Below are 25323 nucleotides of genomic sequence, written 5' to 3'. Positions count from 1 at the left end.
CTTTGACCGCCTGGTGACGGTCCGCAGCAAAGTCCTCCCGGCCGCTGTGGTGGACTGGTTCGCCCGCCCGTCCAGCGTCTGGTGGGGCTTCGCCGTCGTGCACGTGTATTTCCTGGGCTGGATGGCGTCCTTCTTCCTGAACGGCAATACGTTCAGCGACACCGAGCAGTACCGGCAGTGGGCCATGGCCGGCTACAACCCGGCGGACCTGACCGGGAAGATCAGCCCCTGGGTCTACCCGGTGCTGGCGCAGATCCCCATCTTCCTTGCCAACATCGCCGGGCCCGGCCCCTACCTGCTGGTCTGGTTCCTGATCATCACGGCGCTGAACGCCGTCGGACTGCTCTACCTGACCCGCGGACCGCGGACCGTCACCGGCGTTGCCCCGGCCTGGTGGTGGCTGTTCTTCACGGTCTTCATGGGGTACCTCAGCTTTGCCCGGGTGGAAGGGATCACCGCCCCGATCGTCCTGATCGCGCTGCTCTATGTGGCGGAACGGCCCGTGGTGGCAGGCGTCCTGCTCAGCATCGCCACCTGGATCAAGGTGTGGCCCGCAGCCGTGCTGGTGCCTATCGTGATCGCCAGCCACAAGCGCGTCCAGGTGGTGCTCGCCGGCGCCGCCGTGACCGCCGTCGTCGGCCTGGGAACCTGGCTGACCGGCGGCCTGCCGCACATCATGGACTTCCTCACCAACCAGGGCGAGCGCGGCATGCAGCTCGAAGCCACGTTCTCCACCCCCTGGGTGTGGCTGAGCGTGTTCCAGATTGCCGGCTCGAAAATGGCCGACAATACCGCCATCAACTCCACCGAGGTCTACGGCCCGGGAGCCAGTACCGCGGCGTTCCTGATGCAGCCGCTGCTGGTCCTCGCGGCCGTCACCGCAGCCATCCTGCTGGTGCGTGCCCTCCGGCGCGGCGCCGAGCGGGAAGAACTGTTCCTCGAGGGTGCCCTGATGATGGTCACCGCGTTCATCGTCTTCAACAAGGTGGGCTCCCCGCAGTTCATCATCTGGCTGGCGCCGGTGATCATCGCCGGCCTCACCCACGACTGGGAGCGCTGGAAGGTCCCGGCAGCGTTGCTGATGGGCATCGCCATGACCACGTTCGTGATCTACCCGCTGTTCTACACGCCGCTCATCCACGCCCACCCGGTCATGGCGGCCATCCTCACCACCCGCAACGTTCTCCTGGTGGTGCTGCTGTGGTGGTCGGTGAAGCGCACCGCGGAGCTGGGCCGGAAAACCACCGCGCAGGTACCGGCAGGAGCCTAGGGCGCCTCGGAGCGGTCGACGGCGGCGCGGGCTTCAGCCCGTCGCGCAGCCCGGCGTTCCAGTGCCCACGCCCACGCCCGCCGCGCCACATCCAGCGGCCGGCCTTCGATCAGCAGTTTCCGGGTGTGGACATCCAGGACCAGCAGGTAGAACGTGAAGGCCAGGGCGGTGAAGAACGCCAGGGACGAGGCGTCGATGGGCAGCTCCACGAAGGACCAGACCGAAAGCTGGTCCTGGGCGCCGAACACCACGAAGAACGTCACGCCCACGTACAGCGAGCGGATCTGCCAGTCGTCCCGGATGCCGGTGACGGCCAGGAACGGCAGGAACCACAGGATGTACCACGGCTGGATGATGGGGGAAAGCATTACGACGGCGGTGAAAGCCAGCGCCATCCGGCGCACCGCCCGCGAGTAGTCGCCGCGGAACATCAGCAGCAGGACCAGCCCGATTGCCGCCCACTTCATGCCGGTCCGCAGCAGGGTGGCCAGGGTTCCGCCCGGCAGGCCCAGGGCGTTGGCCAGCATCTCCACCTGCTGGCCCAGGAAGCCGGAGGGGGAATAGCCCGTATAGCCGGGGGTGGGGTCCATGATGGCCCAGGTCCAGCCGATACCCAGGTTGAACGGGATGCCGCTGAGGGCCAGGACGCCAAAACTGATGCCCGCCGTGGCCGCCCACATGAGGAACTTCCGCGGCCAGGTGGCCCCCGGGCCGGCCCACATGAGGCCGATGAAGGGCAGCAGCAGCACCGTGATGGGCTTGATGCCGATCGAGGCGGTCACCAGGAGGATGCCCAGGAGGTACCGGCGGGTGGCGGCCAGGTACACGCCGGCGACGGCGAGCCCCACCATGAGCGCGTCGTTGTGCGCGCTGGCGATGAAGCTGATGAGGAACAGCGGGTTGGCCACGGAGACCCAGAGTGCGCGCGCCCCGTTGATGCCGTGCAGCTCGGCGAGCTTGGGCACGTAGATGACGCAGAGCAGCACGCCGACGCCGGCCAGCAGGCGGAACAGCAGGACGGATGCGTCCGGTTGGGCGCCGGTCAGTCCCACCACCCCGCGCGCCAGCCACAGGAAGTAGGGGCCGTAGGGTGTCCGGTTTTCCGCCCAGGCGGGGTCGGCGCCAAGCGCGAACCAGTTGTTGAGGGTGGAGATGCCAACCTCGTACGGGTTTTGGCCTTCCATCACCAGCCGGCCCTGGCCCGTGTAGGCGTAGACGTCGCGGGAGAAGACCGGGACACAGAACAGCAAGGGCAACGACCAAGCGGAGACGGCCACCACCACGGACCGCAGCGACGAATGGCCCCAGTCCCCCAGCCGCTGGCCCAGCCGGAGCCAGGAGCGCATCAGCAGCATGGCCCCGGCGGTCAACAGGACGGTGGAGACCGCCACTCCCCACCCCTCGGTGCGGAGCGCGATCACCACGGGCTGGCGGATCATGGGCGAGCCGTTGGCAATCCAGCCCGTGCCGATCGAACCGACGAACATCATCAGCGCGCCGATGAAACCTTCAATGGTTGCCAGGTAGGCGCGGCCCTTGGCGGGCACGGAAGCATCGGCCGGTTCGCCCGGCCGGCTGTCCGATGTCCTGAGGTGTGACCCGCCTGCCGTCATGATGTGTGTGGTCCCCTACCTTGTTACGGCCCTGGCTCAAACAGCTTCAGGGCCGCCCTGCAACCCGGCCATTTTATCAGCCATGCTTATTGCTGCCCCGGGCCATCCTGCCGGGCACGAAGCAGCGCAAGGAATTCGTCGGCCATGCCAAGTTGTTCCTCCAGCTTGGCCCGGCGCCGGGCAGCCTCCTCGATGAATTCGTTCAGTTCGGACCTGACACTTGCGTCCTCCACGCCCGGTTCGGCCGCCTCCAGCGCGTCGATGACCCGCAAGAGGCCGGACATGGCCTCAAGCGTGAACCCGAGTGGCTTCATCCGGCGGATCAGGAGCAGGCGCGTGAAGTCTCGCTCGGTGTACAGGCGGAACCCGCCTTCGGTGCGCCCCGATGGTTTGAGCAGCCCAACCTCGTCGTAGTGGCGGATGGTCCGTAACGACATCTGGGAACGGTCGGCCAGCTCCCCGATATGCATCGTGGCCACCACTTCTTCAGCGGTCATTTCGTTCACCATCACGTCACCAACCCGGCTCAACCCTCACGTTAGGGTAGTGTTGCAGATGCAGCCGAGCGTTCCCGGCGCATTCTCTCTCCATCCCCATTGTCTTCCATGACCGGGCTGGACCCGCGCGCACCGTGGCGCGCAAAACGTTAACCACCCACCCTCGCTTGAGGGCCCACGTCCCTGGAGCCGCCCCTTGTCCGTCGCCGACAATCCCCGCCTTCTTCGGAAGCCGGTCACGGTCCTGACCGCGCTGCGCTCCCCGCGGCAGCTTTCCCGCGAGGTCCTTGCCGGCATGGTGACCACCCTTGCGCTGGTCCCTGAAGTCATTTCGTTTTCGATCGTCGCCGGTGTCGATCCGATGGTCAGCCTGGTGGCCTCCATCGTACTGGCCCTGACCATGTCGGTCCTCGGCGGCCGTCCGGGCGTGGTGACGGCGGCGGCGGGCTCCGTAGCCTTGGTGATCGCACCGCTGGTCCACGAGCACGGCGTCGAGTATGTCCTGCCCACGGTGCTCCTCGCCGGCGTCATCCAGATCGTCTTCGGACTGGCCGGACTGGCCCGGCTGATGCGGTTCATCCCGCGTTCGGTGATGATCGGCTTCGTCAACGCCCTGGGCGTGCTGATCTTCATGGCACAGGTGCCGCACGTCCTCAATGTCCCCTGGCTCGCCTACGTCCTGTTCGCCCTGACGTTCGCGATCATCTTCATCCTGCCGCGCTTCACCAAGGCGGTCCCGTCGCCGCTGGTGGCGATCGTCGTCGTCACCGCCATCGCCATTATCGCGGGCCTCGCTGTTCCAAACGTCGCGGACGAGGGCCCGCTCACCGGCAAGATGCCCGGGATCACCCCGTTCCTGTTTCCGCTGACCTTGGAGACATTCCAACTGGTTCTGCCCACCGCGCTGAGCGTGGCGTTCGTCGGCCTCATGGAAACCCTGCTCACGGCCAAGCTCGTCGACGACATCACGGACACCCCGTCGCACAAGGGCCGCGAGTCCTGGGCCCTGGGCGTCTCGAACATCTTCGCCGGCCTCTATGGCGGGATCGCCGGCTGCGCCATGATCGGCCAGACCGTCCTCAACGTGAAGACCGGCCAGGCCCGCACCCGCATCTCGACGTTCGTGGCGGGGATCTTCCTTTTGGCCCTGGTGACGGGGCTCAGTTCGATCATGGGACAGATCCCCATGGTGGCACTGGCGGCCGTGATGATGGTGGTTGCCGTGACCACCGTGGACTGGCACAGCGTCAAACCGTCCACCCTGAAGCGGATGCCGGTCCCCGAGACGCTCGTCATGGGTGTCACGGTCGCCGTCGTGGTCTTGACCGGGAACCTTGCCTATGGGGTCCTGGTGGGCGTGATCCTCGCCATGGTGCTGTTCGCGCGCCGCGTGGCCCACGTCATCACGGTTGAGCGGACCTTGGCGGTCGACGGCGGGAGTGTCCGCTACGAGGTGGTGGGGCCGTTGTTCTTCGGCAGCAGCAATGACCTCGTGGAGCACTTCGCCTACGCCGACGACCCCGCTTCCGTGACCATCGACCTCAGCCGGGCCCAAATCTGGGACGCTTCAACGGTTGCCGCCCTGGACTCGATCGAGACGAAGTACGCCGATCATGGCGCCGAAGTGGCCATCGAAGGCCTGGACGAGCGCAGCACCGGGTTCCACCGCCGCCTCACGGGGCATTTGGGCGCCTGACCAGCCCGGTCCTGCCTGGGGCGTGGCGTCGTGGGTCTACCCTGAGCCATGAGCCTCCAACAAAAGACCTGGCACGAGAAACACAAAGCTTCCCTGAGCAAGGGACAGCGTGCCGCTGACATCATGCGCAACGGGATGGGAAGCTGGCCCTTCGTTGGCAGCTTCATCGGCTTCATGCTCATTTGGGCCGCCATCAATACCGTGGCACTGGCCGCCAACGCCTGGGATCCGTATCCCTACATCCTGCTGAACCTTTTGCTTTCCATGCTCGCCGGACTGCAGGGCGCCATTTTGCTCATCGCCGCCAAGCGGCAGGACGCCATTGCCGCCGCCATGGCCCAACACGACTACGACACCAATGTCGAGGCGAAGAAGGAGATCGAGCTGCTGATCTCCATGAACCGGGTTCAGCTGGAAATCCTGCAGGAATTGAAGAAGGCGGCTGCCCGGTAGGCCGGTGCCCTACTGGGCGGCGTCGTAGCCTGCCAGCAGGCGCCGGGACGCTGTCTGCATGTGGGAGCGCATGGTGGCGGTCACGGCGTCTGCGTCACGGGCCGCCAGGGCTTCGTGGATCATGGCATGCTCCTTGAGGGCGGCCGCAGCATGGCCCTCATCAGTGAGGGCGCGGTCCACCCAGATCCGCAGCAGCGAGCGGATACTTTGCAGGAGCTCCTGGAGGACCTGGTTGCCTGAAGCCGCAGCGATTTCGCGGTGGAAGGCTGCGTCCGCCTCGACGAAGGCGCCGAGGTCATCCAGGGTGCGGGCCATGGTGTCCAGATTGTCGCGCATCCGTGCCAGCGCTTCATCCGTAATGCGCTCCGCGGCCAGCTGGGCAGCCTGTACTTCCAGTCCGCTGCGCAGCTCCACGAGCTCGCGCGTGCGTGGGGCGCCCAGCATCATGCCCCAGCTCAGGGTGCGGGGCAGAAGCTCCGAGACGCCGTCCCGAAGATAGGTGCCGGACCCCGGCCGGACCACCACAATGCCCAGGATTTCCAGCGCAGCGAGGGCCTCCCGCACCGCTGACCGGCCCACGCCAAGGGAGGCAGCCAGCGTGCGCTCGGCAGGGAGCCTGGTTCCCGGTGCAATGTCACCGCTCGTAAAGAAAGCCAGCAGGCGCTCGGCCACTTCCGACACCACTGAACCCTGCCCCAGAGAACCCAGGGCGGCGCTGATCTTGGCCGTCGAGGCGGCGGATTCTACGGACACCACCCAAGCGTAACAACTGGTTGACCACGCCCCGCCGCGCGCGGCGTCCACATGACCGCCGCCATCCAGAAACAATAACTAGTCAACCGGTTGACCAATTTGCGTTTCGGTCCTATGGTGGAACTCACAGCTTCACGCACCGCGGCGCCTCCCAGTCCGCGCATATATGAGACAACCCCACGCCTCCAGTGACGGATGCGGCCGGGGCACCAACATCTAGGAGTCAATGTGGACACCACACAATCGGTGGTCGAAAAATCCGCAATCAGGAAAGTGGCGATCCGGCTTGTCCCGTTCGTCGCACTGATGTTCTTCATCAACTACCTCGACCGCACCGCCATCTCTTTTGCCGGCCCCAACGGCATGAACAAGGACCTGGCGCTCAACGCCGCCCAGTTCGGTTTCGCCTCGGGCGTCTTCTTCATCGGCTACATCCTGCTTGAAGTCCCCTCCAACCTGGCCCTCCACAAGTTCGGCGCCCGCCGCTGGCTGGCCCGCATCATGGTCAGCTGGGGCATCGTCTCCCTGCTGTTCACCTGGGTGGCCAACGTTGAACAGCTCTACATCCTGCGCTTCATCCTGGGCGTGGCCGAGGCCGGCTTCTTCCCCGGCGCCATCCTCTTCCTGAGCCTCTGGGTTCCCGCACGTCACCGCAGCAAGATCCTGGCCCTGTTCTACCTGGCCCAGCCGCTGACCACCGTGGTCGGCGCCCCGCTGGCAGGCCTCCTGATCCAGCAGCACGGCCTCTTCGGCCTTGAAGGCTGGCGCGTCATGTTCCTCGGCGTGGCCATTCCCGCCATCCTGATCGGCATCATTTCCTGGTTCTACCTGGCCGATTCCCCCGCGAAGGCCAAGTGGCTCTCCGCCGAGGAAAAGACCTGGCTGACGGGTGCCCTGGAAAAGGAAAAGAACGAAACGGCCGCCGGCAACAAGCACGTCAGCGTCCGCACCGTGTTCGGCAACGGCCGCGTCTGGATGCTCTCCCTGATCTACTTCGGCTTCATCTACGGCCTGTACGCACTCGGCTTCTTCCTGCCCACCATCATCTCCGGCTTCGAAGGCATTTACGGCACCAAGTTTGACGTCCTCCAGAAGGGCCTGATCACTGCCATCCCGTATCTGCCGGCAGCCTTCGCCCTCTACTTCTGGTCAAAGGACGCCACCAAGCGCGGCGTCAAGACCTGGCACATTGCGGTTCCGGCACTGGTGGGTGGACTGAGCATCCCGCTGGCACTCTTTGCGGGAAGCCCGGCAGCCACCATCGCCGTCATCACCATCACGGCCATGGCCATCTTCGCGGCACTCCCCAACTTCTGGACGGTTCCCACTCAGTTCCTGACCGGTGCGGCAGCGGCAGCCGGCATCGCCCTGATCAACACCGTGGGCAACCTGGCAGGCTTCAGCGCCGGCTACATCACCGGCTGGCTCAAGGACTGGACAGGCGACTACACCGTGCCGATGTTCGTCGTGGGCGGGTTCATGCTCCTGTCCGCCGTCCTGATGGTGGCCCTCAGCCGTTCCGGCCGTGCCAGCGAGGGCGTCCGCACTGAGGCACTGGACCCCGCCGGCGCCGCACAGCACGCCGAACCGTAGCAGGCCCGGGGGCATCCGCCTCATCCGCGGATGCCCCCGCACCACCCCCCCGAACCAGATCGTCCCCCCCCCCCCCCGTTAGGCCCAGGAGCTTTCCCATGACCCGCCTCTTCAACGAACCTTCAGCCTTCGCTGACGAAATGATCGAGGGCTTCGTCGCCTCCCACGGACGCTGGGTCAGACGCGTTTCGGGAGGCGTGGTCCGCAGCACCAAGAGCACCCCGGACACGGTGGCACTGGTGATCGGCGGGGGCTCCGGCCACTATCCGGCATTCGCGGGCCTGGTGGGCCAGGGCCTGGCGCACGGCGCAGCGATGGGCAACCTGTTCGCGTCGCCGTCGGCACAACAGATTTACAACGTGGCCAAGGCGGCCAACAACGGCGCCGGGGTGCTCTTGGGCTACGGCAACTACGCCGGCGACGTCCTGCACTTCACCCAGGCCAGGGAGAAGCTGCGCAGGGAAGGCATCGATTGCCGCAGCATCGCCGTCACCGACGACGTCTCTTCCGCCCCGATCGAAGAGCACACCAAGCGCCGCGGCATTGCCGGGGACCTGACCGTATTCAAGGTGGCGGCCGCCGCCGCGGAAGCACGCTACGGAATGGACGCGGTGATGGAAATCGCCGAACGCGCCAACCACCGCACCCGTTCCTTCGGGGTGGCCTTCAGCGGCTGCACCCTGCCGGGAGCCACCCGGCCCCTGTTCTCTGTCCCCGAGGGTCGGATGGCCGTCGGCATGGGCATCCACGGAGAGCCGGGCATCGACGAAACGGCGATTCCGACGGCGGATGAGCTCGCCGGACTCCTCGTCGCCAAGCTCTTGACCGAGGTGCCGGAGGGCGTGGACCCCAAGGGTGCACGCGTGGTCCCCATCCTGAACGGCTTGGGCAGCGTGAAGTACGAGGAGCTGTTCGTGGTCTACCGCCGCGTGGCGCAACTCCTCGCCGAGGCCGGCCTGCAGGCAGTGGATCCGCAGGTGGGCGAGCTGGTCACCAGCTTAGACATGGCCGGCACGTCCCTGACGCTCTTCTGGCTCGACGACGAACTCGAAGCCCTCTGGAACGCCCCCGCCGACGCCCCGGCCTTCCGCCGCGGTGCCGTCACGGCCGAAGCGCTGGAAGAGACCGTCGACGAGGTGGTCGACGTCGAACTTCCCATTCCGGAGGCGACTCCCGCGTCCCGTGCCGGGGCCGTCCGTGTCCTCGCAGCGCTCGGCGCGGCCAAGGACGTGGTGGACGCCAACGCAGGCGAACTGGGCCGCATCGATGCGGTCGCCGGCGACGGCGACCACGGCATCGGCATGGAGCGGGGCGTCGGGGCCGCCGTGAAGGCCGCGGCAGACGCCGTCGCCCGCGGCGCTGGGGCTGCCACCACCCTCTACTTCGCCGCAGACGCCTGGGCGGACAAGGCCGGCGGCACCTCCGGCGCCCTGTGGGGCATGGCCCTGCGCGCCGTCGGTGACGCTGTGGGCGATGACAAAGCTCCCGACGCCGGTGCTGTCGCCACCGGAGTAGCCGGCGCCGCCGCAGCCATCATGGACTTCGGCAAGGCCAAGCTGGGCGACAAGACGCTGGTGGACGTGCTGGTTCCCTTCCGGGATGCCCTCACCGCCGGCGTGGACAGCGGCAAGCCGCTGTCCGGAGCCTGGGACGCTGCCGCCACCGCCGCGCAGCAGGCCGCCGAGGACACCGCCAACCTGCTGCCGCTGATGGGCCGGGCACGTCCGCACGCGGAGAAGAGCCTCGGCACCCCGGACGCGGGCGCCGTCTCCATGGCCCTGATCGTGCGGGCCATCCACAACACCCTCAGCCGGAACACCACCATCAAGGAGAACGCATGAGCGCCAAACTGCGCCTGGTCATCGGAGCCGACGACGCCGGTTTCGACTACAAGGAAGCCCTCAAGGCCGACCTCGAGGCCTCCGACCTGGTCGAGTCCGTCACCGACGTCGGGGTGGACGCCACCAGCCACACCCCTTATCCCTCCGTCGCCATCGCGGCAGCGGAACTCATCGCCGCAGGACAGGCCGACCGCGCACTACTGGTCTGCGGAACCGGACTCGGCGTCGCCATCGCAGCGAACAAGGTCCCCGGGGTCCGCGCGGTGACCGCCCACGACTCCTTCTCGGTTGAACGGTCCGTGCTGAGCAACAATGCCCAGGTCCTGACCTTCGGCCAGCGCGTCGTCGGACTGGAACTCGCCCGGCGCCTCGCCAGGGAATGGCTCACCTACACCTTCGACGAAACCTCCGCCTCGGCAGAGAAAGTTTCCCTGATTAAGGACTACGAAGGTGTCACTTCCTGCTAAGCCCCGCACCGGACCCACGGCCATCATCGGCGTCAGCCTGAAGATGTACTTCGGCTACGCCCGCTCCGTGGACTACTGCCGCGACGTCGCATCCCTCGCCTTCGCCCACCCCGCGGTGCAAAGCGGCGACATCGAACTCTTCGTCCTGCCCATCCTTCCGGCACTCCCGGAAGCGGCACGAATCCTCGGTCCGGCAAGTGCTGCCACCGGAGCGCAGGACATCTTCTGGGAAGACGAAGGCGCGTTCACCGGCGAAGTCGGCGGCAAAACAGTAGCTGAACTCGGCGGCCGGTACGCCGAGGTGGGCCACGCTGAACGCCGCCGGATCTTTGACGAGGACCAGCGCGTGATCGGACTGAAGACCGCCGCGGCCTACCGCAACGGCCTGACCCCCGTCCTGTGCGTCGGGGAACTGCACCGCGGATCCGTTGAGGAAGCCATTGCCCAGTGCACGGCGGAAATCGATGGCATCCTCAAACGCGCGTCATCGCTGGCAGCGGCCGCCAGGACCATCGTGGCATACGAGCCGCAGTGGGCCATCGGCGCTCCGGAGCCGGCCACGCCCGGGTATATCAACGCCGTCATTTCGGGCCTGGACGAGCACCTGCGCAGCCTCCCGGGGCAGGAAGACAGCCGCGTCATCTATGGCGGCAGCGCCGGGCCGGGCCTGATCACCCAACTCGGTCCCGCCGTCGCCGGCCTGTTCCTGGGCCGCTTCGCCCATGACCCCACAGCACTGAAGGCCGTCCTTGACGAAGCCGCGGCGCGGCTGCAAACGATGGCGGTGCCGGCATGACCTCACGGATTGGGCTGAGCAGTTACGCCTTCTTCTGGCAGCTTTCGGCCAAGGTCTCCCAGCCGCTGAGCCTTCATGATGTCCTGGAGCGGACCGCGGAACTGGGCGTGGACCTGTTCCAGGTTTGCGACTACGCACCCCTGGAAGCCATGGCTGACACGGAACTCCGAGCCGTGCGGGACACCGCGGACAGGCTGGGAATCTCCCTGGAGCTGGGCACCAAGGGCATCCGACCGGACCACCTGCGAAGGTTCCTGCACATCGCCGGCATCCTCGGCTCGCCGCTGCTGCGCACCATGTTCAACGCCCCCGGCCACAGCCCCACCACCGAGGAAGCGGTGGCGATCTTCAAGGGCGTGCTGCCGGAATTCGAAGACGCCGGCGTGAAGATCGCGGTGGAAACCTACGAACAGGTCCCCACCGCCCGCATCCTGGACGTGATCCGCGGCGTGGACAGCCCGTACCTGGGGATCTGCAGCGACCCCGCCAACACCGTGGCAGCGCTGGAAATGCCCCGCGAGGTGATTGACGCCGTCGCCCCCTACGTCCTGAACATGCACATCAAGGACTTTGCCTTCAGCCGCAAGGACGGATGGGTGGGTTTCACCTACTCCGGCGCGCCGCTTGGCGAAGGCCTGCTCGACTACGCGTACATGGTCGAAAAAATCCGGCCGCACGAAAGAAACATCAACCAGATCGTCGAACACTGGCTGCCCTGGCAGGACACCGAGGCGGACACCATCCGGCTCGAAAACCAGTGGACCCGGCACAGCATCGAATTCCTAAGGAGCAAGTGAAATGTCAGCAGAAACTTTGACCGTCGCCGTCATCGGAGCCGGAGGCAAGATGGGGATGCGCGTTTCCCGCAACCTCCAGAAGTCCGGCCACACCGTCTTCTACAGCGAGAACTCCCCCGCCGGCCAGGAACGCGTCCAGGCGGAAGGCCGCCAGATCACCGCCACAGACGACGCCGTCAAGGGCGCCGACGTGGTGATCCTCGCCGTCCCGGACACCGTCCTGGGCATCGTCTCCGAGGGTGTGGTGCCGCAGATGAAGGCCGGCGCCATCCTGCTCACCCTTGACCCCGCCGCTGCGTACGCGGGCCTGCTGGCCAAGCGCGCCGACGTCGTCCAGGCAGTCGCGCACCCGTGCCACCCGTCGGTGTTCCTGGAGCGCACCACCAAGGAGGAATGGGCAGACACCTTCGGCGGCGAGGGCGCCCCGCAGAACGTCGTCGCCGCCATCGACGACGACGCGCCGGCAGCCACCCGCGACTCCGCGGAAGCCGTCATCCGCACCATCTACGCGCCGGTCATCGACGTGCACTGGGTCACCGTCAAGCAGCTCGCCATCCTGGAGCCCACCCTGGTGGAAACCGTGGCCTGCATGATCGGCACGCTGCTCAACGAGGCGCTGCACGAGACCGTCCACACGGCCGGCGTGCCGGAGGCGGCGGCGAAGGCCATGCTGTTCGGCCACGTCCAGATCGCCCTGACCAACGCCCTGCGCGGGTCCAATCCGTTCTCGGAAGCCTGCGAAATCGCCATCCAGTACGGCAAGGACACCATCATCAAGGACGACTGGAAAAAGATCTTCGACGACTCCGAACTCGACGGCGTGATCGCCAAGATGCTCAAGCTCGAAGCCGTCAAACGCTAGGAATCCCACCCACACGGCGGCTGCCACCCCGGTCTTTTCGGCCGGGTGGGCGGCCGCCCGTCGTTTAAATCCTGGACCGGCCAGGCCCCGGGCTTGCCGTCAGTCCGCGGGAGGTGCAGTGGATTCCCGGACGATCACCTGCGTGGCCAGTTCCACGCGGTGCGAATCCAGGACCTCACCGCGTGCTTGCCGCAACAGCGACCTCAGGGCAGCCCGGCCCATCTCCTCCAGCGGTTGGGCCACGGACGTCAACGCCGGCACGGACTCTTCACCCTGGATGGTGCCGTCGAACCCGATGAGGCTGATGTCCCCCGGGACCCGGAGGCCGTGGTGTGCAGCTTCGGCCAGAACCCCCAGGGCAATGCTGTCGCTTCCGGCGAAGATGGCCGTGGGTCGGTTTTCGAGGCGGAGCAGTGCCTTCAGGCCGGCAACTCCGCTGTCCCGGCGGAACCTGCCGCCGGCGACGATGTATTGGGGGTCCACGGGCACCCCGTGGGCCGTCAAGGCCGCCATGTAGCCGTGCAATCGGGCCTGGTTGCACTCCGCCCGCTCGATTCCGCCGATGTAGGCAATGCGCCGGTGGCCCAGGTCCAGGAGGTGCTCGGTGGCGGCCTTCCCCCCGGCCCAGTTCGTGGCACCGATGCTGACCACGTCCGCCGGCGGCGGATTGAGCGGATCGATGACGACGACGGGAATGTGGCGCCGCCGGAAGGCATGCAGCTGCGCCTCGCTGAAGGCCGAGGTCACCACGATCATTCCCGCCCTGCCTTCGTCGACCATGCGCTGGGCCCGGCGTTCGGCGCTTTGGGCGGAAGGTGCCGTGGGGCCCGTAACGCTCAGCATGACTTCGACGTCCTCGGCTGCGGCGAAGTTCAGTACTCCCGCCAGGACCTCGGAGGTATAGGCGGACGTGAGGACATCCACCACCACTTCGATCACCGTGCCTGCCCTGGTGGCGGTACGCCGCTGCACCGGCGACTGGTATCCGGCTTGTTCAAGGGCCCGGAGGATCCGTGCCCGGGTCTCCGGTGCCACGTCCTCACGGCCGTTGACCACCTTCGAAACCGTGGGAGTCGAAACCCCTGCCTGCAGGGCAACTGCCGCCAGAGTCGCCTTTTGCGTGCGCTCAGTCCTTACCAAGGGACCATCCCATCCTTCGAAACATTTCGACTACGGCAATCTTGCACCCAATAACCCGAGGGGTCAATGAAGTCCCCGTAAGAATGCAAAAAGAGGCTGCGTGTGGCCCTTGACTGTGATGCGGCTCACCGATACATTTTGACAACTGGCCGCAAGTTTTCGAAATATTTCGAGCTATCGTCGGTGCGACCATTAACCGAATCGATGTGGGTGATCCGCCTCGGAGCCGAGGCAAATGCCTGCTTCATACGTTACCGGGACCCAGCGTTGAGCCCGGAGGATGAACGGAAACGACATGACATTTCGAAAGTTGCGTTCGGCAGCCGTGGCAATCACTGCGGCAGGACTGGCAGTCAGCCTCGCCGCCTGCGGTTCTTCAGGACCGGCTGGTTCCAGCGTCAGCAGCGACTCGGCCAGCATGTGGGGCCTGACCGGCGGCAACCAGCCTGTGCTGCAGAAATCGGTGGACGATTGGAACCAGGCAAATCCGGACAAGTCGATCAAGCTCGATTTCTTCGCCAACGACGCGTATAAGACGAAGGTCCGCACGGCCATCGGCGCCGGCGAAGGACCCACGTTCGTCTACGGCTGGGGCGGCGGCGTGCTGAAATCATACGTCGATGCCGGTCAGGTGGATGACCTGTCCACGTTCGTCAAGGACAACCCGCAGGTCAAGGACCGCTACCTTCCATCGGTGCTTAAAAACGGTGAAGTAAACGGCAAGACCTACGCGTTGCCGAACAACAACGTCCAGCCGGTCGTCCTCTACTTCAACAAAGACGTCTTCGACAAGGTCGGCGCCCAGCCACCCAAGACCTGGGACGACTTGATGGCCCTGGTGCCGAAGTTCAAGCAGGGCGGCATCGCTCCCTTCTCCCTGGGCGGCCAATCGAAGTGGCCGGACCTTATGTGGCTCGAGTACCTCGTGGAGCGCATCGGCGGCCCTGAAGTCTTCGCCAATATCGCCGCCAACAAGCCTGGTGCCTGGTCTGATCCTGCCGTGAAGGAAGCGCTCACGAAGATCCAGGAGCTGGCCGGTGCCGGCGGGTTCATCAACGGCTTCTCTTCGGTGGCTGCCGACAGCAACGCGGACCAGGCCCTTATGTACACGGGCAAGGCAGCCATGATCCTGCAGGGCGGCTGGATCTACCAGGGCATGAAGAAGGACGCCGCTGACTTCGTCAAGAGCGGGAAGCTTGGCTACACCACCTTCCCCACCGTCTCCGGCGGCAAGGGAGACCCGGCGAACGTCGTCGGAAATCCCTCCAACTTCTGGTCCATTTCAGCCAAGGCGACTGACGCCCAGAAGAAGGCCGCCTTGGACTATGTCAAGGACGGCATGTTCACCGATGCGAATACCGACGCCCTCATCAGTTCCGGCGCTGTGCCGGTGGTCAAGGGAATTGAAGACAAGCTGGCCGCCTCGCCGGACAAGGATTTCCTGACCTTCGTCTATGGCCTGGCCAAGAACGCCCCCAGCTTCACGCTCTCCTGGGACCAGGCGCTCAGCCCGGCCCAGGGAGACGCCATGCTGTCGAACCTGGACCAGATCTTCCTGCAGAAGATCAGCCCGGACCAGTTCATCAGCACCATGAACGCCACGATAGGAAAGTAAGCGGCCATGGCGGTTCTTGGTTCTACCAACCGGGGGGTCCGTGACTCGGGCCCCTCGGGGTGGCTCGCGGTCCCGGCGCTGGTCTTCTTCCTCGCCTTCGCCGTCATCCCACTGATCGGCGTTGTCTTCCTCAGCTTCACAAGCTGGAACGGACTGGGCGAGATCAAGCTGCAGGGCCTGGCCAGCTGGACGACGGTACTGACCGATCCGGTAACGGGCAACGCGCTGGTCGTGACTGCCAAGGTCATGTTCTTCTCGTTCATCGTCCAGGCTCCCGTCAGCCTGCTGCTGGGGGTCTTCACCGCTGGCGGCCAGAAGTACCGGGCGGCCCTCGCCGTCCTCTATTTCCTGCCGTTGCTGCTGTCGTCAGCGGCAGTTGCCATCGCCTTCAAAGCCCTGCTCGATCCCAACTTCGGCCTTGGCCCCGGATTCAACCTGCCCATCCTCGCCCAGGACTGGCTTGGCAACTCGGATCTGGTCCTCTTCGTGGTGGTCTTCGTCATTGCCTGGCAGTTTGTCCCGTTCCACACACTGATCTACCAAGGCGGCGTTCGCCAGATCCCGGCCTCGCTCTATGAGGCAGCCGAAATCGACGGCGCGGGCCGGTTCCGCCAGTTCTGGAACATCACCCTGCCTCAGCTGAAATACACCATCATCACCTCCTCCACCCTGATGGTGGTGGGCAGCCTGGCCTACTTCGACCTGATCTTCGTGCTGACCGGCGGCGGACCGGGCTACAGCACCCGGCTCCTTCCGCTGCATATGTACCTCACGGGCTTCAAGGCCAATGACATGGGCGCGGCGAGCGCCCTCGGCGTCATGCTGATCGTCATCGGCTTGGGACTGGCGCTCCTGCTCCAGCGCCTCGGCGGAAAGAACCGCAACGCGAGCCAATTGGAAGGTGCCTGATGGCGTCCACGACACAACTCCCGATTCCCCCGTCGCCGGCCACCGGAACCATCGCGGAAAAAACGGCTGTCCGGCCAAAGGGGCCGGGCCGGATGCGGCCAAACCTCCTGGGCGGCTTGGGCGGCTGGCTTTGGCTCGCCGTCATCATCGTGCCCATCTATTACGTGGTGATCACCAGCTTCAAGAACCAGGCGGGGTTCTTCACGTCCAACCCGATGCTGCCGGCAACGGAACCTACGCTGGATAACTACAAGCTGGTGCTGGACAACAACTTCGCCAGGTACTTCACCAACAGCCTGATCGTCACGCTGGGCACGGTGCTGCCGGCGCTGCTGGTCTCCTTCATGGCCGCGTATGCCATCGTCCGCGGACGGGGAAAGTTCCTGAGCCTGACGAACAACCTTTTCCTCCTGGGCCTGGCCATCCCGCTGCACGCCACGATCATCCCCATCTACTGGATGATCACCAAGGCCCACATGTACGACACGTTGCTGGCGCTGATCCTGCCGTCCGTGGCCTTTGCCATCCCGGTCAGCGTCCTCATCCTGTCCAACTTCATGCGGGACGTCCCCAATGAGCTGTTTGAGTCGATGCGCCTGGACGGTTGCTCGGACTGGGCCATGATGTGGCGGCTTGCGCTTCCCATGACCAAGCCCGCCGTCATTACGGTGGGCATCTACAACGCCCTCCACGTCTGGAATGGCTTCCTCTTCCCGCTGATCCTGACGCAGAGTCCCGCCACCAGGGTGCTGCCCCTGTCGCTGTGGACCTTCCAAGGCGAGTTCAGCGTGAACATCCCCGCCATTCTCGCCTCCGTCGTGCTGGCCACCCTTCCACTCCTCGTGGTGTACGTCATCGTCCGCCGGCAGCTGCTCAGCGGCCTGACCGCCGGCTTCAGCAAGTAGAAAGGACCGATGCCATGAGCACCGCCAAACCCCTCCGCGTGGGCATGGTGGGCTACGCCTTCATGGGTGCCGCCCACTCCCACGCCTGGCGCACCGCGCCACGGTTCTTCGACCTGCCGCTGCAGCCACGGCTCACCGCAGTGGCCGGGCGGAATGCCGACGGCGTCCAGGCGGCCGCAGACAAGCTGGGCTGGGAGTCGGTGGAGACTGACTGGCGCCGCCTGATCGAACGCGACGACATCGACCTCATCGATATCTGCACGCCCGGCAACACCCATGCGGAGATCGCCATCGCGGCCCTCGAAGCAGGCAAGCACGTGCTGTGCGAAAAGCCGCTGGCCAACTCTGTGGAAGAAGCCGAACGGATGACCCTGGCCGCGGAGACCGCCGCCAAGCACGGCGTCCTCTCCATGTGCGGCTTCAGTTACCGCCGCACCCCGGCCCTGGCACTGGCCAGGCGGTTTGTGGAGCAGGGACGGATCGGCGACATCCGGCACGTCCGGGCCCAATACCTGCAGGACTGGCTTTCGGACGCCAACGCCCCCATGACCTGGCGGCTGGACAAGGCCAAGTCCGGGTCCGGGTCCCTGGGCGACATCGGAGCGCACAGCATCGATGCCGCCCAATGGGTCACGGGACAAAACATCGGCGGCGTTTCGGCGCTGCTGGAAACCTTCGTCCCGGAACGCCCGCTCGCCGGGGACCTGGTGGGCCTGGGCGGCCACGGCGACGTCAGCAGCGAGGCCCCGCGCGGGAGGGTCACCGTCGATGATGCGGCCATCTTCAGCGCAAGGTTCGACGGCGGCGCCTCCGGAGGCGCGATCGGCGTCTTTGAAGCAACCCGGTACGCCCTGGGCCGGAAGAACGCCATGCGGCTGGAGGTGAACGGCACCAAGGGGTCCCTCGCCTTTGACTTCGAGGACATGAACGTCCTCTCCTTCTACGACGCGGCCGAATCGCCCGATGCAGGATTCCGCCGGATCTTCGTCACCGAGCCCGAGCACCCGTACGTCGGAAACTGGTGGCCCACCGGTCACGGCCTCGGATACGAACACGGCTTCACCCATCAGGTGGTGGACCTTGTCACCGCCATCGGCGAGGGCCGGCAGCCTGAACCGTCCTTCGCGGATGCCCTGCAGGTACAGCGGGTCCTCGCCGCCGTGGAGTCCAGCGCCGCGAATTCGAGCCAATGGCAAAAAGTCTGAGCGATCCACAGCTCCAAGAACCCAAGGACCACCCAATGACACGACCAATCACGCTGTTCACCGGCCAATGGGCCGATCTGCCCTTCGAGGAAGTGGCCCGGCTTGCCGGCGAGTGGGGCTTTGACGGGCTGGAAATCGCCTGCTGGGGCGACCACCTGGACCCCCGCCGGGCAGCGGAGGACGACAACTACCTCCAGGGCCGGCTGGACATCCTCGAAAATAACAACCTCCAGGTGTTCGCCATCGCCAACCACCTGACCGGCCAGGCCGTCTGCGACGACCCCATCGATGAGCGCCACCAAGGCATCCTGTCGGCGGAAGTCTGGGGCAACGGCGAGCCTGAAGGGGTACGCCGCCGGGCAGCGGAAGCCATGAAGGACACCGCGCGGGCGGCCGCACGGCTTGGCGTCAAGACCGTGACGGGGTTCACCGGTTCCTCCATCTGGAAGGCCGTCGCCATGTTCCCGCCCGCCACGCAGGCAATGATCGACGCCGGCTACCAGGACTTCGCGGACCGGTGGAACCCCATCCTGGACGTCTTCGACGACGTGGGAGTCAGGTTTGCCCTGGAGGTCCACCCGTCCGAGATCGCCTACGACTACTGGACCGCGAAACGGACCCTTGAAGCAATCGGGCACAGGGAGAATTTCGGCCTGAACTTCGATCCCTCCCACTTCATCTGGCAGGACCTGGACCCCGTGATGTTCCTGCAGGACTTCGCGGACAGGATCTTCCATGTGCATGTGAAGGAATCCGTCCGGCAGCTGGATGGCCGCAACGGCCGGCTGGGTTCGCACCTCGCCTGGGCGGACCCGCGCCGGGGCTGGGACTTCGTCACGGCAGGACACGGTGACGTGCAGTGGAACCGGATCTTCCGGACCCTGAATGCCATTGGCTACGGGGGTCCCACCAGCATCGAATGGGAGGATGCCGGAATGGACCGCCTCGTGGGCGCCCCGCAGGCGCTTGCCATGGTCCAGGAACTGGGCCGCATCGCCCCGCCCGCTGCCGCTTTCGACGCCGCCTTCGCCAGCCGCTGACCAATGCTTGTCCGGCCTGCAAAGCCGGTAGCCAAACAAAGGAAATTCCATGACAGAACGCAAGAATGCACTGGTGGTCCGCGGCGGCTGGGACGGACACCAGCCCTATGAGGCCACCGAGCTCTTCATTCCCTATCTCAAAGACCACGGATACGACGTCCGGGTGGAGGAATCCCCCAAGGTCTACGCAGACGCCGCCTATATGGCCGGGGTGGACCTGATCATGCAGTGCATGACCATGTCCACCATCGAAAAGGACGAGTTCGCCGGACTGCGGGCCGCCGTGGAGAACGGCACGGGCCTGGCCGGCTGGCACGGTGGAATCGCCGATTCCTACCGGAACACCTCCGACTACCTGCACATGATCGGCGGCCAGTTCGCCTGCCACCCGGGCAAGCACCCGGATGAGTGCATCGGCGAGCAGTCGGACAACTATGTGCCCTATACCGTCAATATGCTGCCTGCGGCCGCCGAACACCCCATCACCCGGGGCATCCAGGACTTCGACCTGGAGACCGAGCAGTACTGGGTCCTCTCGGACGACTACATCGATGTCCTGGCCACCACCACCCAAAAAGTCCGCGAGTGGGACCCCTGGACCAGGGAAGTCACCTCCCCGGCCATCTGGACCCGCCAATGGGGACAAGGCCGGATCTTCGTCTGCACCCCCGGGCACCGGGTGGAAATCCTGCAGGACCGGAACGTACGAACCATCATCGAAAGGGGCCTGCTGTGGGCAAGCCGTTGACCGTGGGGATTATTGGCTGCGGAGCCATCATCGCCCAGTACCTCACCACTTTCCGCCGGTTGGATGGCATCCGGCTGGTCGCCGTCGCGGACCTCGATCCGGCGCGTGCGCAGGCCGTTGCTGATGGCTACGACGGCGTCCGCGCCATCTCAGTGGACGAACTCCTCGCCGCGGACGACGTCGAACTTGTCCTGAACCTGACCATCCCCGCCGCGCATGCGGAAATAGCCCTGAAAGCCATTGCCGCCGGCAAGAGCGTCTACGGCGAGAAACCCCTTGCCGCCACGACTGGGGAGGCGCGCCAGGTGCTGGACGCGGCACGCGAGGCCGGCGTCGCCGTCGGCTGTGCTCCCGACACCGTCCTGGGCACTGGAATCCAGACCGCGCGGAAGGCGATCGACGACGGGCTGATCGGCGCACCCATCTCGGCCACCGCCACCATGGCGACTCCCGGGCACGAACGCTGGCACCCGAACCCGGACTTCTACTACCAGCCCGGCGGCGGGCCCCTCCTGGACATGGGGCCCTACTACGTGACGGCCCTGGTGACGCTGCTGGGACCGGTGGTGTCCGTGGTGGGTGCCGCCAGCCATACCCGGAACCAGCGAACCATCGGGTCCGGACCGCGGCAGGGCGAGAAGGTAGCCGTGAACATCGACTCCCACGTCACGGGCGTCCTGGTCCACGCCTCCGGTGCACTTTCCACACTGTTCATGAGCTTCGACGCCGTAAAAACCAAGAGCCCCAACATCGAGGTCCATGGCGAACGCGGATCGCTGGTGGTACCGGATCCCAACCACTTTGATGGCGACGTCAAGGTTTTTGCCCTCGGTGCCGAGGACTGGGAGACCCTCCCGGCCTCCGCCGGATACATCGAATCCGGGCGCGGTTACGGCATCGCCGACCTCGCTGCCACCCCGCCGGACAAGGAACCTCGGGCGGGAGGTGCCCTTGCCTACCACGTCCTGGAAGTCATGGAATCCATCCTCGAGTCGGCCCGCAAGGGCGCCGCGGTGGCCATCCAGAGCACCGTCGACCGGCCGGAAGCCGTGGCCCTGACGCTTCTTGCCGGCCAGGCGGACGCCCTGCAGCCGCACTGACCGGTTGTCCGGAGCCGCGCCGTCCTACAGCATCTCGTCGCTGCGGGCGGCGCGGTTCCTGCCCAGCGACTTGGCCCGGTAGAGGGCGGCATCGGCCGAAGCGATGAGGCGGTCCACGCTGGAGGTGCCGGCGTCGTAAACGGAAATCCCGTAACTGGCCGTGGGCAGCTCCAGCGCGCCCGGCGCGGCGGCATCGGCGAGCCGCCTGCTGATTTCTTCTGCGATTGCCTCCCCCCGCTCGGCGCTGGCCCCTGGAACCAGGATCACGAACTCCTCCCCGCCGTACCTCCCGGTCAGGTCTGTGGAACGCACGGTGGCCACGCAGGCGTCAGCGAACGCCTTCAGGGCGAAGTCGCCGGCAGCGTGCCCGTAAGTGTCGTTGACCGTCTTGAAATGGTCCAGGTCGGCAAGGATCAACGCCCCGGACCCGCCGGTGATGGCGCGGTCGGCGAGCTGCTCGGCGGCAAGGTCCAGGAACGCCTTGCGGTTCAGGAGCCCGGTGAGGTCATCGCGGGTGGCCACCACGCGGAGGGCACGCGTCTGCTGTTCACTGCTCAGTGCAGCCATGCTGAAGGAGACCACCACCAGCAGCACCATGGTCACCAGGGTGGTCACGGCGGAACCGAAGACCGTGACGAACACCGGACCGTCCTGGCCGTCGAGGAGGAAGGCCACCCACCGGAACAAGTAGAAGACCGAAAGCCCTCCCGCAGCCACGGCCATGGGAATGCGGACCCTCGAGTAGCCGGGTTCCAGGCGCCACAGCTCATGGGATGCCAGCCCGATGGTGGCGCTCATGGCGGCGAGGAACACGGCGCCGCCGGACCACGTGTTGGTGGCCGGGTGGTCCAGCACGGAGGCAACCAGCGTGATCAGGGGAATGCCCGTGAAGGCCCACTTCGGCGGCGGCGCCGTCCGCAGGGAACGTGCCCCGGCCCAGACCGCCACCGCACCGTACACCAGCACTGTGTTCCCCAAGGGGTTGGCCCAGACCTGGTGGGGGGTGCCGTTCAGCAGGAAGCAGCCCGACCCCGCCAGGAAAAACACCAGCGCAACGCACCACCAGCCGCTGTATGGCGAGCGCGTCACCCGGTAAGCGGAAAAGTAGAAGAGGACCACCAGCGCCAGGGCCATTAGGCCAAACGCGATCCGCAGGGTTGCGGTGTCCAGAACCATATCCAGGAAGTCCCCCCAAAAGCCCGAATGCTGCCGCAGCAAGTATCACACCCCGTTGCGCCTGGCAGAAGAACCCGCACCATGATTAAGCGCTGAACCCCGCACTGGACGGCAGCTGGGGGCCCGCTGGGAACTTCGCCGGGGGAAGCGGAGTTGAACCGAATATGGACGACCCTCCTTCACATATGCCCTGGCCCCTCTGCCGCCTGACCGGATCACCGGCCACCACAGGAGAGGGGCGCCCCAATGTATGAATGGATCATGCTGGGCATCGGCCTGGTCCTGACCGTCGGCACCGGCTTCTTCGTCGCCTCCGAATTCGCCCTGGTGAACCTCGACCGGCATGACCTCGAGTCCCGCCAGGCCCGCGGCGAGAAGCGCCTGGGCCCCACCATCAAAGCGCTGCGGATCACCTCAACCCACCTTTCTGGTGCGCAGCTGGGCATCACGCTGACCACCCTCCTCACCGGCTACACCTTTGAACCGGCCATCAGCCGGTTGCTCAGCGCGCCGCTCACCTCGCTGGGTGTTCCCGAAGCGGTGGTTCCCGCCGTCGGCTCCGTTGCCGGGATCTTCCTGGCCACGGTCTTTTCCATGGTGGTGGGCGAGCTCGTCCCGAAAAACTTCGCCCTGGCACTGCCCCTGGCTACCGCCAAGGTGGTGGTCCCGTTCCAGGCCCTTTTCACGGCTGTGTTCAAGCCGGTGATCCTGCTCTTCAACAACACAGCCAACCGGATCATCCGGGGGTTTGGCATCGAACCGAAGGAGGAGCTCTCCGGTGCGCGCAGCGCGGAGGAACTGAGCTCCCTGGTGCGCCGCTCCGCCGTCGAAGGGGTCCTGGACCTTGACCACGCGACCCTCTTGCGCCGCACCCTGCGTTTTTCGGAGTACAGCGCAGCGGACGTGATGACTCCGCGCGTGCGCATGGCGGCTGTCGCGTCCGGTGACACCGCCGAGGACATCGTGGCCCTTGCAACGGCCACCGGTTACTCGCGCTTTCCCGTGATCGGCCGCGACCGGGACGAGGTGCTGGGCCTCCTGCACGTCAAGCAGGCGTTCGCACTTCCCCTGGACCAGCGCGCCGGGACCACTGCGGCCGGGCTGATGGTTGAACCGCTCCGGGTCCCGGAGTCGATGGGCGTGGACACCCTCCTGGGGCTCCTCCGCCGGCAGGGGCTCCAGGTGGCCATCGTCTCCGACGAGTACGGCGGTACCGCCGGAATCGTCACGCTCGAGGACCTGGTGGAGGAGATAGTGGGTGAACTCGAGGATGAACACGACCGCGCACGGGCGGGTGTGGTCCGGGTTGGCCGGTCCGTCACGTTCGACGCGGCGCTGCGCCCCGATGAACTGCTGGACCGCACCGGCATCGAGGTTCCGGACGGGGAGGAGTACGACACTGTTGGCGGGTTCGTCACGGACCAGCTGGACCGGCTGCCGGAGCTGGGCGACGAAGTGGCGGTCGACGGCGGCACCCTCCGTGTGGAGCGCGTGGCGGGGATGCATGTGGAGCGGCTCCGCTTCACTCCCGCCGGGGCCGCCGAACCGCCGCAGAGCCCGCATGACCGGATGATCGACAACCTGACCCAGGAGCTGGCCCATGAGTGACTACCTTCCCGGCATCATCTGGCTGGCCGTGCTCCTGCTGGTGAACGGCTTCTTCGTCGGTGCCGAGTTTGCCGTGATTTCCGCACGCCGGTCACAGATTGAGCCCAAGGCGGAGGCGGGGAGCAAGGCGGCCAAAACCACCCTCTGGGCCATGGAGCACGCCACCCTCATGCTGGCCACCAGCCAACTGGGCATCACTGTCTGCTCGCTGGTCATCCTGAACGTCTCCGAGCCCGCCATCCACCACCTCCTGGAAATCCCGCTGGGCCTGACATCCCTGTCCTATGAGGCGATCAGTATCATCGCGTTCGTTGTGGCGCTGCTGCTGGTGACGTTCCTGCATGTGGTGGTGGGGGAAATGGTGCCCAAGAACATCTCCTTCTCGGTTCCCACGCGGGCGGCCCTGTTGCTCGCTCCCCCGTTGGTCCTGGTGGCCCGGGTGTTCAAACCGGTGATCTGGTCGCTGAACGGGATTGCCAATGCCGTCCTCCGCCTCTTCCGGGTGGAGCCCAAGGATGAGGCCACCAGCGCTTACACGCTGGACGAGGTCGCCACCATCGTGGAGCAGTCCACCAGGGACGGGATGCTGGCTGACACCAGCGGCACCCTGACCAACGCGTTCGAATTCACGGCCAAGACCGTGGCGGATGTCCAGGTCCCCATGGCGGAGATGGTGCTGCTGCCGGAGTCGGCCACGCCTGCTGATATCCAGCTGGCCGTGGCCAGGCACGGCTACTCCCGGTACATCCTGACCAACGCGGCCGGAGAACCTGGCGGCTACCTCCACCTGAAGGACGTCATGGACCTGACCACGGCCGCGAAGTTCCAGCAGCCTGTGCCGGCCAAGCGGATCCGACGCCTCGCCTCGGCCTTTGCCGGCGCCGACCTTGAAGATGCGCTGGCCGCCATTCGCCGGACCGGGGCCCACGTGGCCCGGGTGTTCGACGCCGGCGGCAGGACCACCGGGATGCTCTTCCTCGAAGACATCATCGAGGAGCTGGTGGGCGAGGTCCAGGACGCCACCAGCGCCTAGCGGCCGGAAGGGGGCGGATTCACGGGAGTCCGCCCCCCTTGTGGTCCAGGCTCTGGTGCCCGACGCCGGCGGCTACTAAAGTGGGTCCCGGCCCCATCCTGCCGTTCCCGGCAGGGTGAAGGGACCCGCACGAGGGAGAGGAGGTGGCTTTGATGACTGCAACTGCCGCGCGCCGTGAGCGCCCCGCATCAATACCATCAACCATC

The 25323-nt window shown here is 66.0% G+C and carries 23 protein-coding genes; 18 read left to right on the top strand and 5 right to left on the bottom strand.

Translation table 11 applies throughout. The annotated features are described in order from the left end of the window. Positions 1-13 precede the first annotated feature (13 nt). Positions 14-1270 (top strand): glycosyltransferase 87 family protein, encoded by a 1257-nt coding sequence (locus tag QRM95_RS04165; protein WP_285246575.1) that lies wholly within the window; start codon positions 14-16, stop codon positions 1268-1270. Here the strand turns inward: QRM95_RS04165 and mptB are convergent. Both mptB and QRM95_RS04155 read right to left on the bottom strand, forming a co-directional pair. Further along, entirely contained in the window at positions 1267-2883 is a 1617-nt protein-coding gene (mptB, locus tag QRM95_RS04160; RefSeq protein ID WP_285246574.1) for a polyprenol phosphomannose-dependent alpha 1,6 mannosyltransferase MptB, read from the bottom strand. The genes QRM95_RS04165 and mptB overlap by 4 nt on opposite strands. Positions 2884-2969: 86 nt before the next feature. After that, on the bottom strand, positions 2970-3392 hold the full coding sequence (locus tag QRM95_RS04155) for a MerR family transcriptional regulator (RefSeq protein WP_018763353.1): 423 nt from the start codon (positions 3390-3392) through the stop codon (positions 2970-2972). 184 nt (positions 3393-3576) lie between these two features. On the opposite strand from QRM95_RS04155, the gene QRM95_RS04150 reads away from it, so the two are divergent. Both QRM95_RS04150 and QRM95_RS04145 read left to right on the top strand, forming a co-directional pair. Beyond that, a complete protein-coding gene (locus QRM95_RS04150) occupies positions 3577-5076 on the top strand; it encodes a SulP family inorganic anion transporter (RefSeq protein ID WP_285246573.1) in 1500 nt (499 codons plus the stop codon). Between the two features lie 48 nt (positions 5077-5124). Continuing rightward, positions 5125-5529, top strand: a complete 405-nt coding sequence (locus QRM95_RS04145) for a DUF1003 domain-containing protein (RefSeq protein ID WP_018763361.1) — start codon at positions 5125-5127, stop codon at positions 5527-5529. 9 nt (positions 5530-5538) lie between these two features. On the opposite strand, the gene QRM95_RS04140 is transcribed toward QRM95_RS04145, so the two are convergent. Continuing rightward, the gene (locus tag QRM95_RS04140; RefSeq protein WP_285246572.1) at positions 5539-6282 is read right to left on the bottom strand and encodes a FadR/GntR family transcriptional regulator; all 744 of its coding nucleotides are present in this window, start codon (positions 6280-6282) and stop codon (positions 5539-5541) included. A gap of 228 nt (positions 6283-6510) precedes the next feature. Between QRM95_RS04140 and QRM95_RS04135 the strand changes: the two genes are divergently transcribed. The 6 genes from QRM95_RS04135 (at position 6511) to QRM95_RS04110 (ending at position 12638) form a co-directional block, all read left to right on the top strand. Continuing rightward, a complete protein-coding gene (locus tag QRM95_RS04135; protein WP_133831404.1) occupies positions 6511-7875 on the top strand; it encodes an MFS transporter in 1365 nt (454 codons plus the stop codon). Between the two features lie 98 nt (positions 7876-7973). Continuing rightward, positions 7974-9716, top strand: coding sequence for a dihydroxyacetone kinase family protein (locus QRM95_RS04130; RefSeq protein WP_285246571.1), 1743 nt, complete (start codon positions 7974-7976; stop codon positions 9714-9716). Then, a complete protein-coding gene (locus tag QRM95_RS04125) occupies positions 9713-10183 on the top strand; it encodes a ribose-5-phosphate isomerase (RefSeq protein ID WP_018763365.1) in 471 nt (156 codons plus the stop codon). Before QRM95_RS04130 ends, QRM95_RS04125 begins: the two co-directional genes overlap by 4 nt. Further along, the gene (locus QRM95_RS04120; RefSeq protein ID WP_285246570.1) at positions 10167-10979 is read left to right on the top strand and encodes a triose-phosphate isomerase family protein; all 813 of its coding nucleotides are present in this window, start codon (positions 10167-10169) and stop codon (positions 10977-10979) included. The genes QRM95_RS04125 and QRM95_RS04120 overlap by 17 nt, the downstream gene beginning before the upstream one ends. Beyond that, the gene (locus QRM95_RS04115) at positions 10976-11776 is read left to right on the top strand and encodes a sugar phosphate isomerase/epimerase family protein (protein WP_285246569.1); all 801 of its coding nucleotides are present in this window, start codon (positions 10976-10978) and stop codon (positions 11774-11776) included. The genes QRM95_RS04120 and QRM95_RS04115 overlap by 4 nt, the downstream gene beginning before the upstream one ends. 1 nt (position 11777) lies before the next feature. Continuing rightward, positions 11778-12638, top strand: coding sequence for a phosphogluconate dehydrogenase C-terminal domain-containing protein (locus QRM95_RS04110; RefSeq protein ID WP_285246568.1), 861 nt, complete (start codon positions 11778-11780; stop codon positions 12636-12638). 99 nt (positions 12639-12737) lie between these two features. On the opposite strand, the gene QRM95_RS04105 is transcribed toward QRM95_RS04110, so the two are convergent. Next, entirely contained in the window at positions 12738-13778 is a 1041-nt protein-coding gene (locus tag QRM95_RS04105) for a LacI family DNA-binding transcriptional regulator (RefSeq protein ID WP_285246567.1), read from the bottom strand. Between the two features lie 295 nt (positions 13779-14073). Between QRM95_RS04105 and QRM95_RS04100 the strand changes: the two genes are divergently transcribed. Genes QRM95_RS04100 through QRM95_RS04070 form a run of 7 tightly spaced genes read left to right on the top strand, consistent with a single transcriptional unit; the run spans position 14074 to position 21300 of the window. Continuing rightward, complete coding sequence (locus tag QRM95_RS04100; RefSeq protein WP_285246566.1) at positions 14074-15393, top strand: extracellular solute-binding protein; 1320 nt, start codon at positions 14074-14076, stop codon at positions 15391-15393. A gap of 6 nt (positions 15394-15399) precedes the next feature. Then, entirely contained in the window at positions 15400-16302 is a 903-nt protein-coding gene (locus QRM95_RS04095; RefSeq protein ID WP_285246565.1) for a carbohydrate ABC transporter permease, read from the top strand. After that, positions 16302-17207 (top strand): carbohydrate ABC transporter permease, encoded by a 906-nt coding sequence (locus tag QRM95_RS04090; RefSeq protein ID WP_285246564.1) that lies wholly within the window; start codon positions 16302-16304, stop codon positions 17205-17207. The genes QRM95_RS04095 and QRM95_RS04090 overlap by 1 nt, the downstream gene beginning before the upstream one ends. A 14-nt stretch (positions 17208-17221) precedes the next feature. Next, entirely contained in the window at positions 17222-18412 is a 1191-nt protein-coding gene (locus QRM95_RS04085; RefSeq protein ID WP_285246563.1) for a Gfo/Idh/MocA family protein, read from the top strand. A gap of 35 nt (positions 18413-18447) precedes the next feature. Continuing rightward, positions 18448-19452 (top strand): sugar phosphate isomerase/epimerase family protein, encoded by a 1005-nt coding sequence (locus tag QRM95_RS04080; protein ID WP_285246562.1) that lies wholly within the window; start codon positions 18448-18450, stop codon positions 19450-19452. Positions 19453-19501: 49 nt separating this feature from the next. Continuing rightward, positions 19502-20200 (top strand): ThuA domain-containing protein, encoded by a 699-nt coding sequence (locus QRM95_RS04075; RefSeq protein WP_285246561.1) that lies wholly within the window; start codon positions 19502-19504, stop codon positions 20198-20200. Then, positions 20185-21300 (top strand): Gfo/Idh/MocA family protein, encoded by a 1116-nt coding sequence (locus QRM95_RS04070; RefSeq protein ID WP_285246560.1) that lies wholly within the window; start codon positions 20185-20187, stop codon positions 21298-21300. Before QRM95_RS04075 ends, QRM95_RS04070 begins: the two co-directional genes overlap by 16 nt. Before the next feature lie 24 nt (positions 21301-21324). Here the strand turns inward: QRM95_RS04070 and QRM95_RS04065 are convergent, their stop codons facing one another. Then, on the bottom strand, positions 21325-22476 hold the full coding sequence (locus QRM95_RS04065; RefSeq protein WP_285246559.1) for a GGDEF domain-containing protein: 1152 nt from the start codon (positions 22474-22476) through the stop codon (positions 21325-21327). Between the two features lie 246 nt (positions 22477-22722). Between QRM95_RS04065 and QRM95_RS04060 the strand changes: the two genes are divergently transcribed. After that, positions 22723-24084, top strand: coding sequence for a hemolysin family protein (locus tag QRM95_RS04060; protein ID WP_285246558.1), 1362 nt, complete (start codon positions 22723-22725; stop codon positions 24082-24084). Continuing rightward, a complete protein-coding gene (locus QRM95_RS04055; RefSeq protein ID WP_285246557.1) occupies positions 24077-25117 on the top strand; it encodes a hemolysin family protein in 1041 nt (346 codons plus the stop codon). The genes QRM95_RS04060 and QRM95_RS04055 overlap by 8 nt, the downstream gene beginning before the upstream one ends. Positions 25118-25323: the final 206 nt, after the last annotated feature.

This window comes from Pseudarthrobacter sp. efr-133-R2A-89 (assembly GCF_030209315.1).
Lineage (GTDB): Bacteria > Actinomycetota > Actinomycetes > Actinomycetales > Micrococcaceae > Arthrobacter.
Note: the sequence above shows the minus strand (reverse complement) of the source record. Positions and strands in the feature narration are given on the sequence as shown.

Excerpts from the sequence above, each read along its gene's own strand:
- QRM95_RS04060 (WP_285246558.1), top strand. The coding sequence starts at position 22,723 with ATGTATGAATGGATCATGCTGGGCATCGGCCTGGTCCTGACCGTCGGC.
- QRM95_RS04080 (WP_285246562.1), top strand. The coding sequence starts at position 18,448 with ATGACACGACCAATCACGCTGTTCACCGGCCAATGGGCCGATCTGCCC.
- QRM95_RS04075 (WP_285246561.1), top strand. The coding sequence starts at position 19,502 with ATGACAGAACGCAAGAATGCACTGGTGGTCCGCGGCGGCTGGGACGGA.
- QRM95_RS04130 (WP_285246571.1), top strand. The coding sequence starts at position 7,974 with ATGACCCGCCTCTTCAACGAACCTTCAGCCTTCGCTGACGAAATGATC.
- QRM95_RS04095 (WP_285246565.1), top strand. The coding sequence starts at position 15,400 with ATGGCGGTTCTTGGTTCTACCAACCGGGGGGTCCGTGACTCGGGCCCC.
- QRM95_RS04055 (WP_285246557.1), top strand. The coding sequence starts at position 24,077 with ATGAGTGACTACCTTCCCGGCATCATCTGGCTGGCCGTGCTCCTGCTG.
- mptB (WP_285246574.1), bottom strand. The coding sequence starts at position 2,883 with ATGACGGCAGGCGGGTCACACCTCAGGACATCGGACAGCCGGCCGGGC.
- QRM95_RS04085 (WP_285246563.1), top strand. The coding sequence starts at position 17,222 with ATGAGCACCGCCAAACCCCTCCGCGTGGGCATGGTGGGCTACGCCTTC.
- QRM95_RS04100 (WP_285246566.1), top strand. The coding sequence starts at position 14,074 with ATGACATTTCGAAAGTTGCGTTCGGCAGCCGTGGCAATCACTGCGGCA.
- QRM95_RS04145 (WP_018763361.1), top strand. The coding sequence starts at position 5,125 with ATGAGCCTCCAACAAAAGACCTGGCACGAGAAACACAAAGCTTCCCTG.
- QRM95_RS04115 (WP_285246569.1), top strand. The coding sequence starts at position 10,976 with ATGACCTCACGGATTGGGCTGAGCAGTTACGCCTTCTTCTGGCAGCTT.
- QRM95_RS04155 (WP_018763353.1), bottom strand. The coding sequence starts at position 3,392 with ATGGTGAACGAAATGACCGCTGAAGAAGTGGTGGCCACGATGCATATC.
- QRM95_RS04090 (WP_285246564.1), top strand. The coding sequence starts at position 16,302 with ATGGCGTCCACGACACAACTCCCGATTCCCCCGTCGCCGGCCACCGGA.
- QRM95_RS04110 (WP_285246568.1), top strand. The coding sequence starts at position 11,778 with ATGTCAGCAGAAACTTTGACCGTCGCCGTCATCGGAGCCGGAGGCAAG.
- QRM95_RS04125 (WP_018763365.1), top strand. The coding sequence starts at position 9,713 with ATGAGCGCCAAACTGCGCCTGGTCATCGGAGCCGACGACGCCGGTTTC.
- QRM95_RS04065 (WP_285246559.1), bottom strand. The coding sequence starts at position 22,476 with ATGGTTCTGGACACCGCAACCCTGCGGATCGCGTTTGGCCTAATGGCC.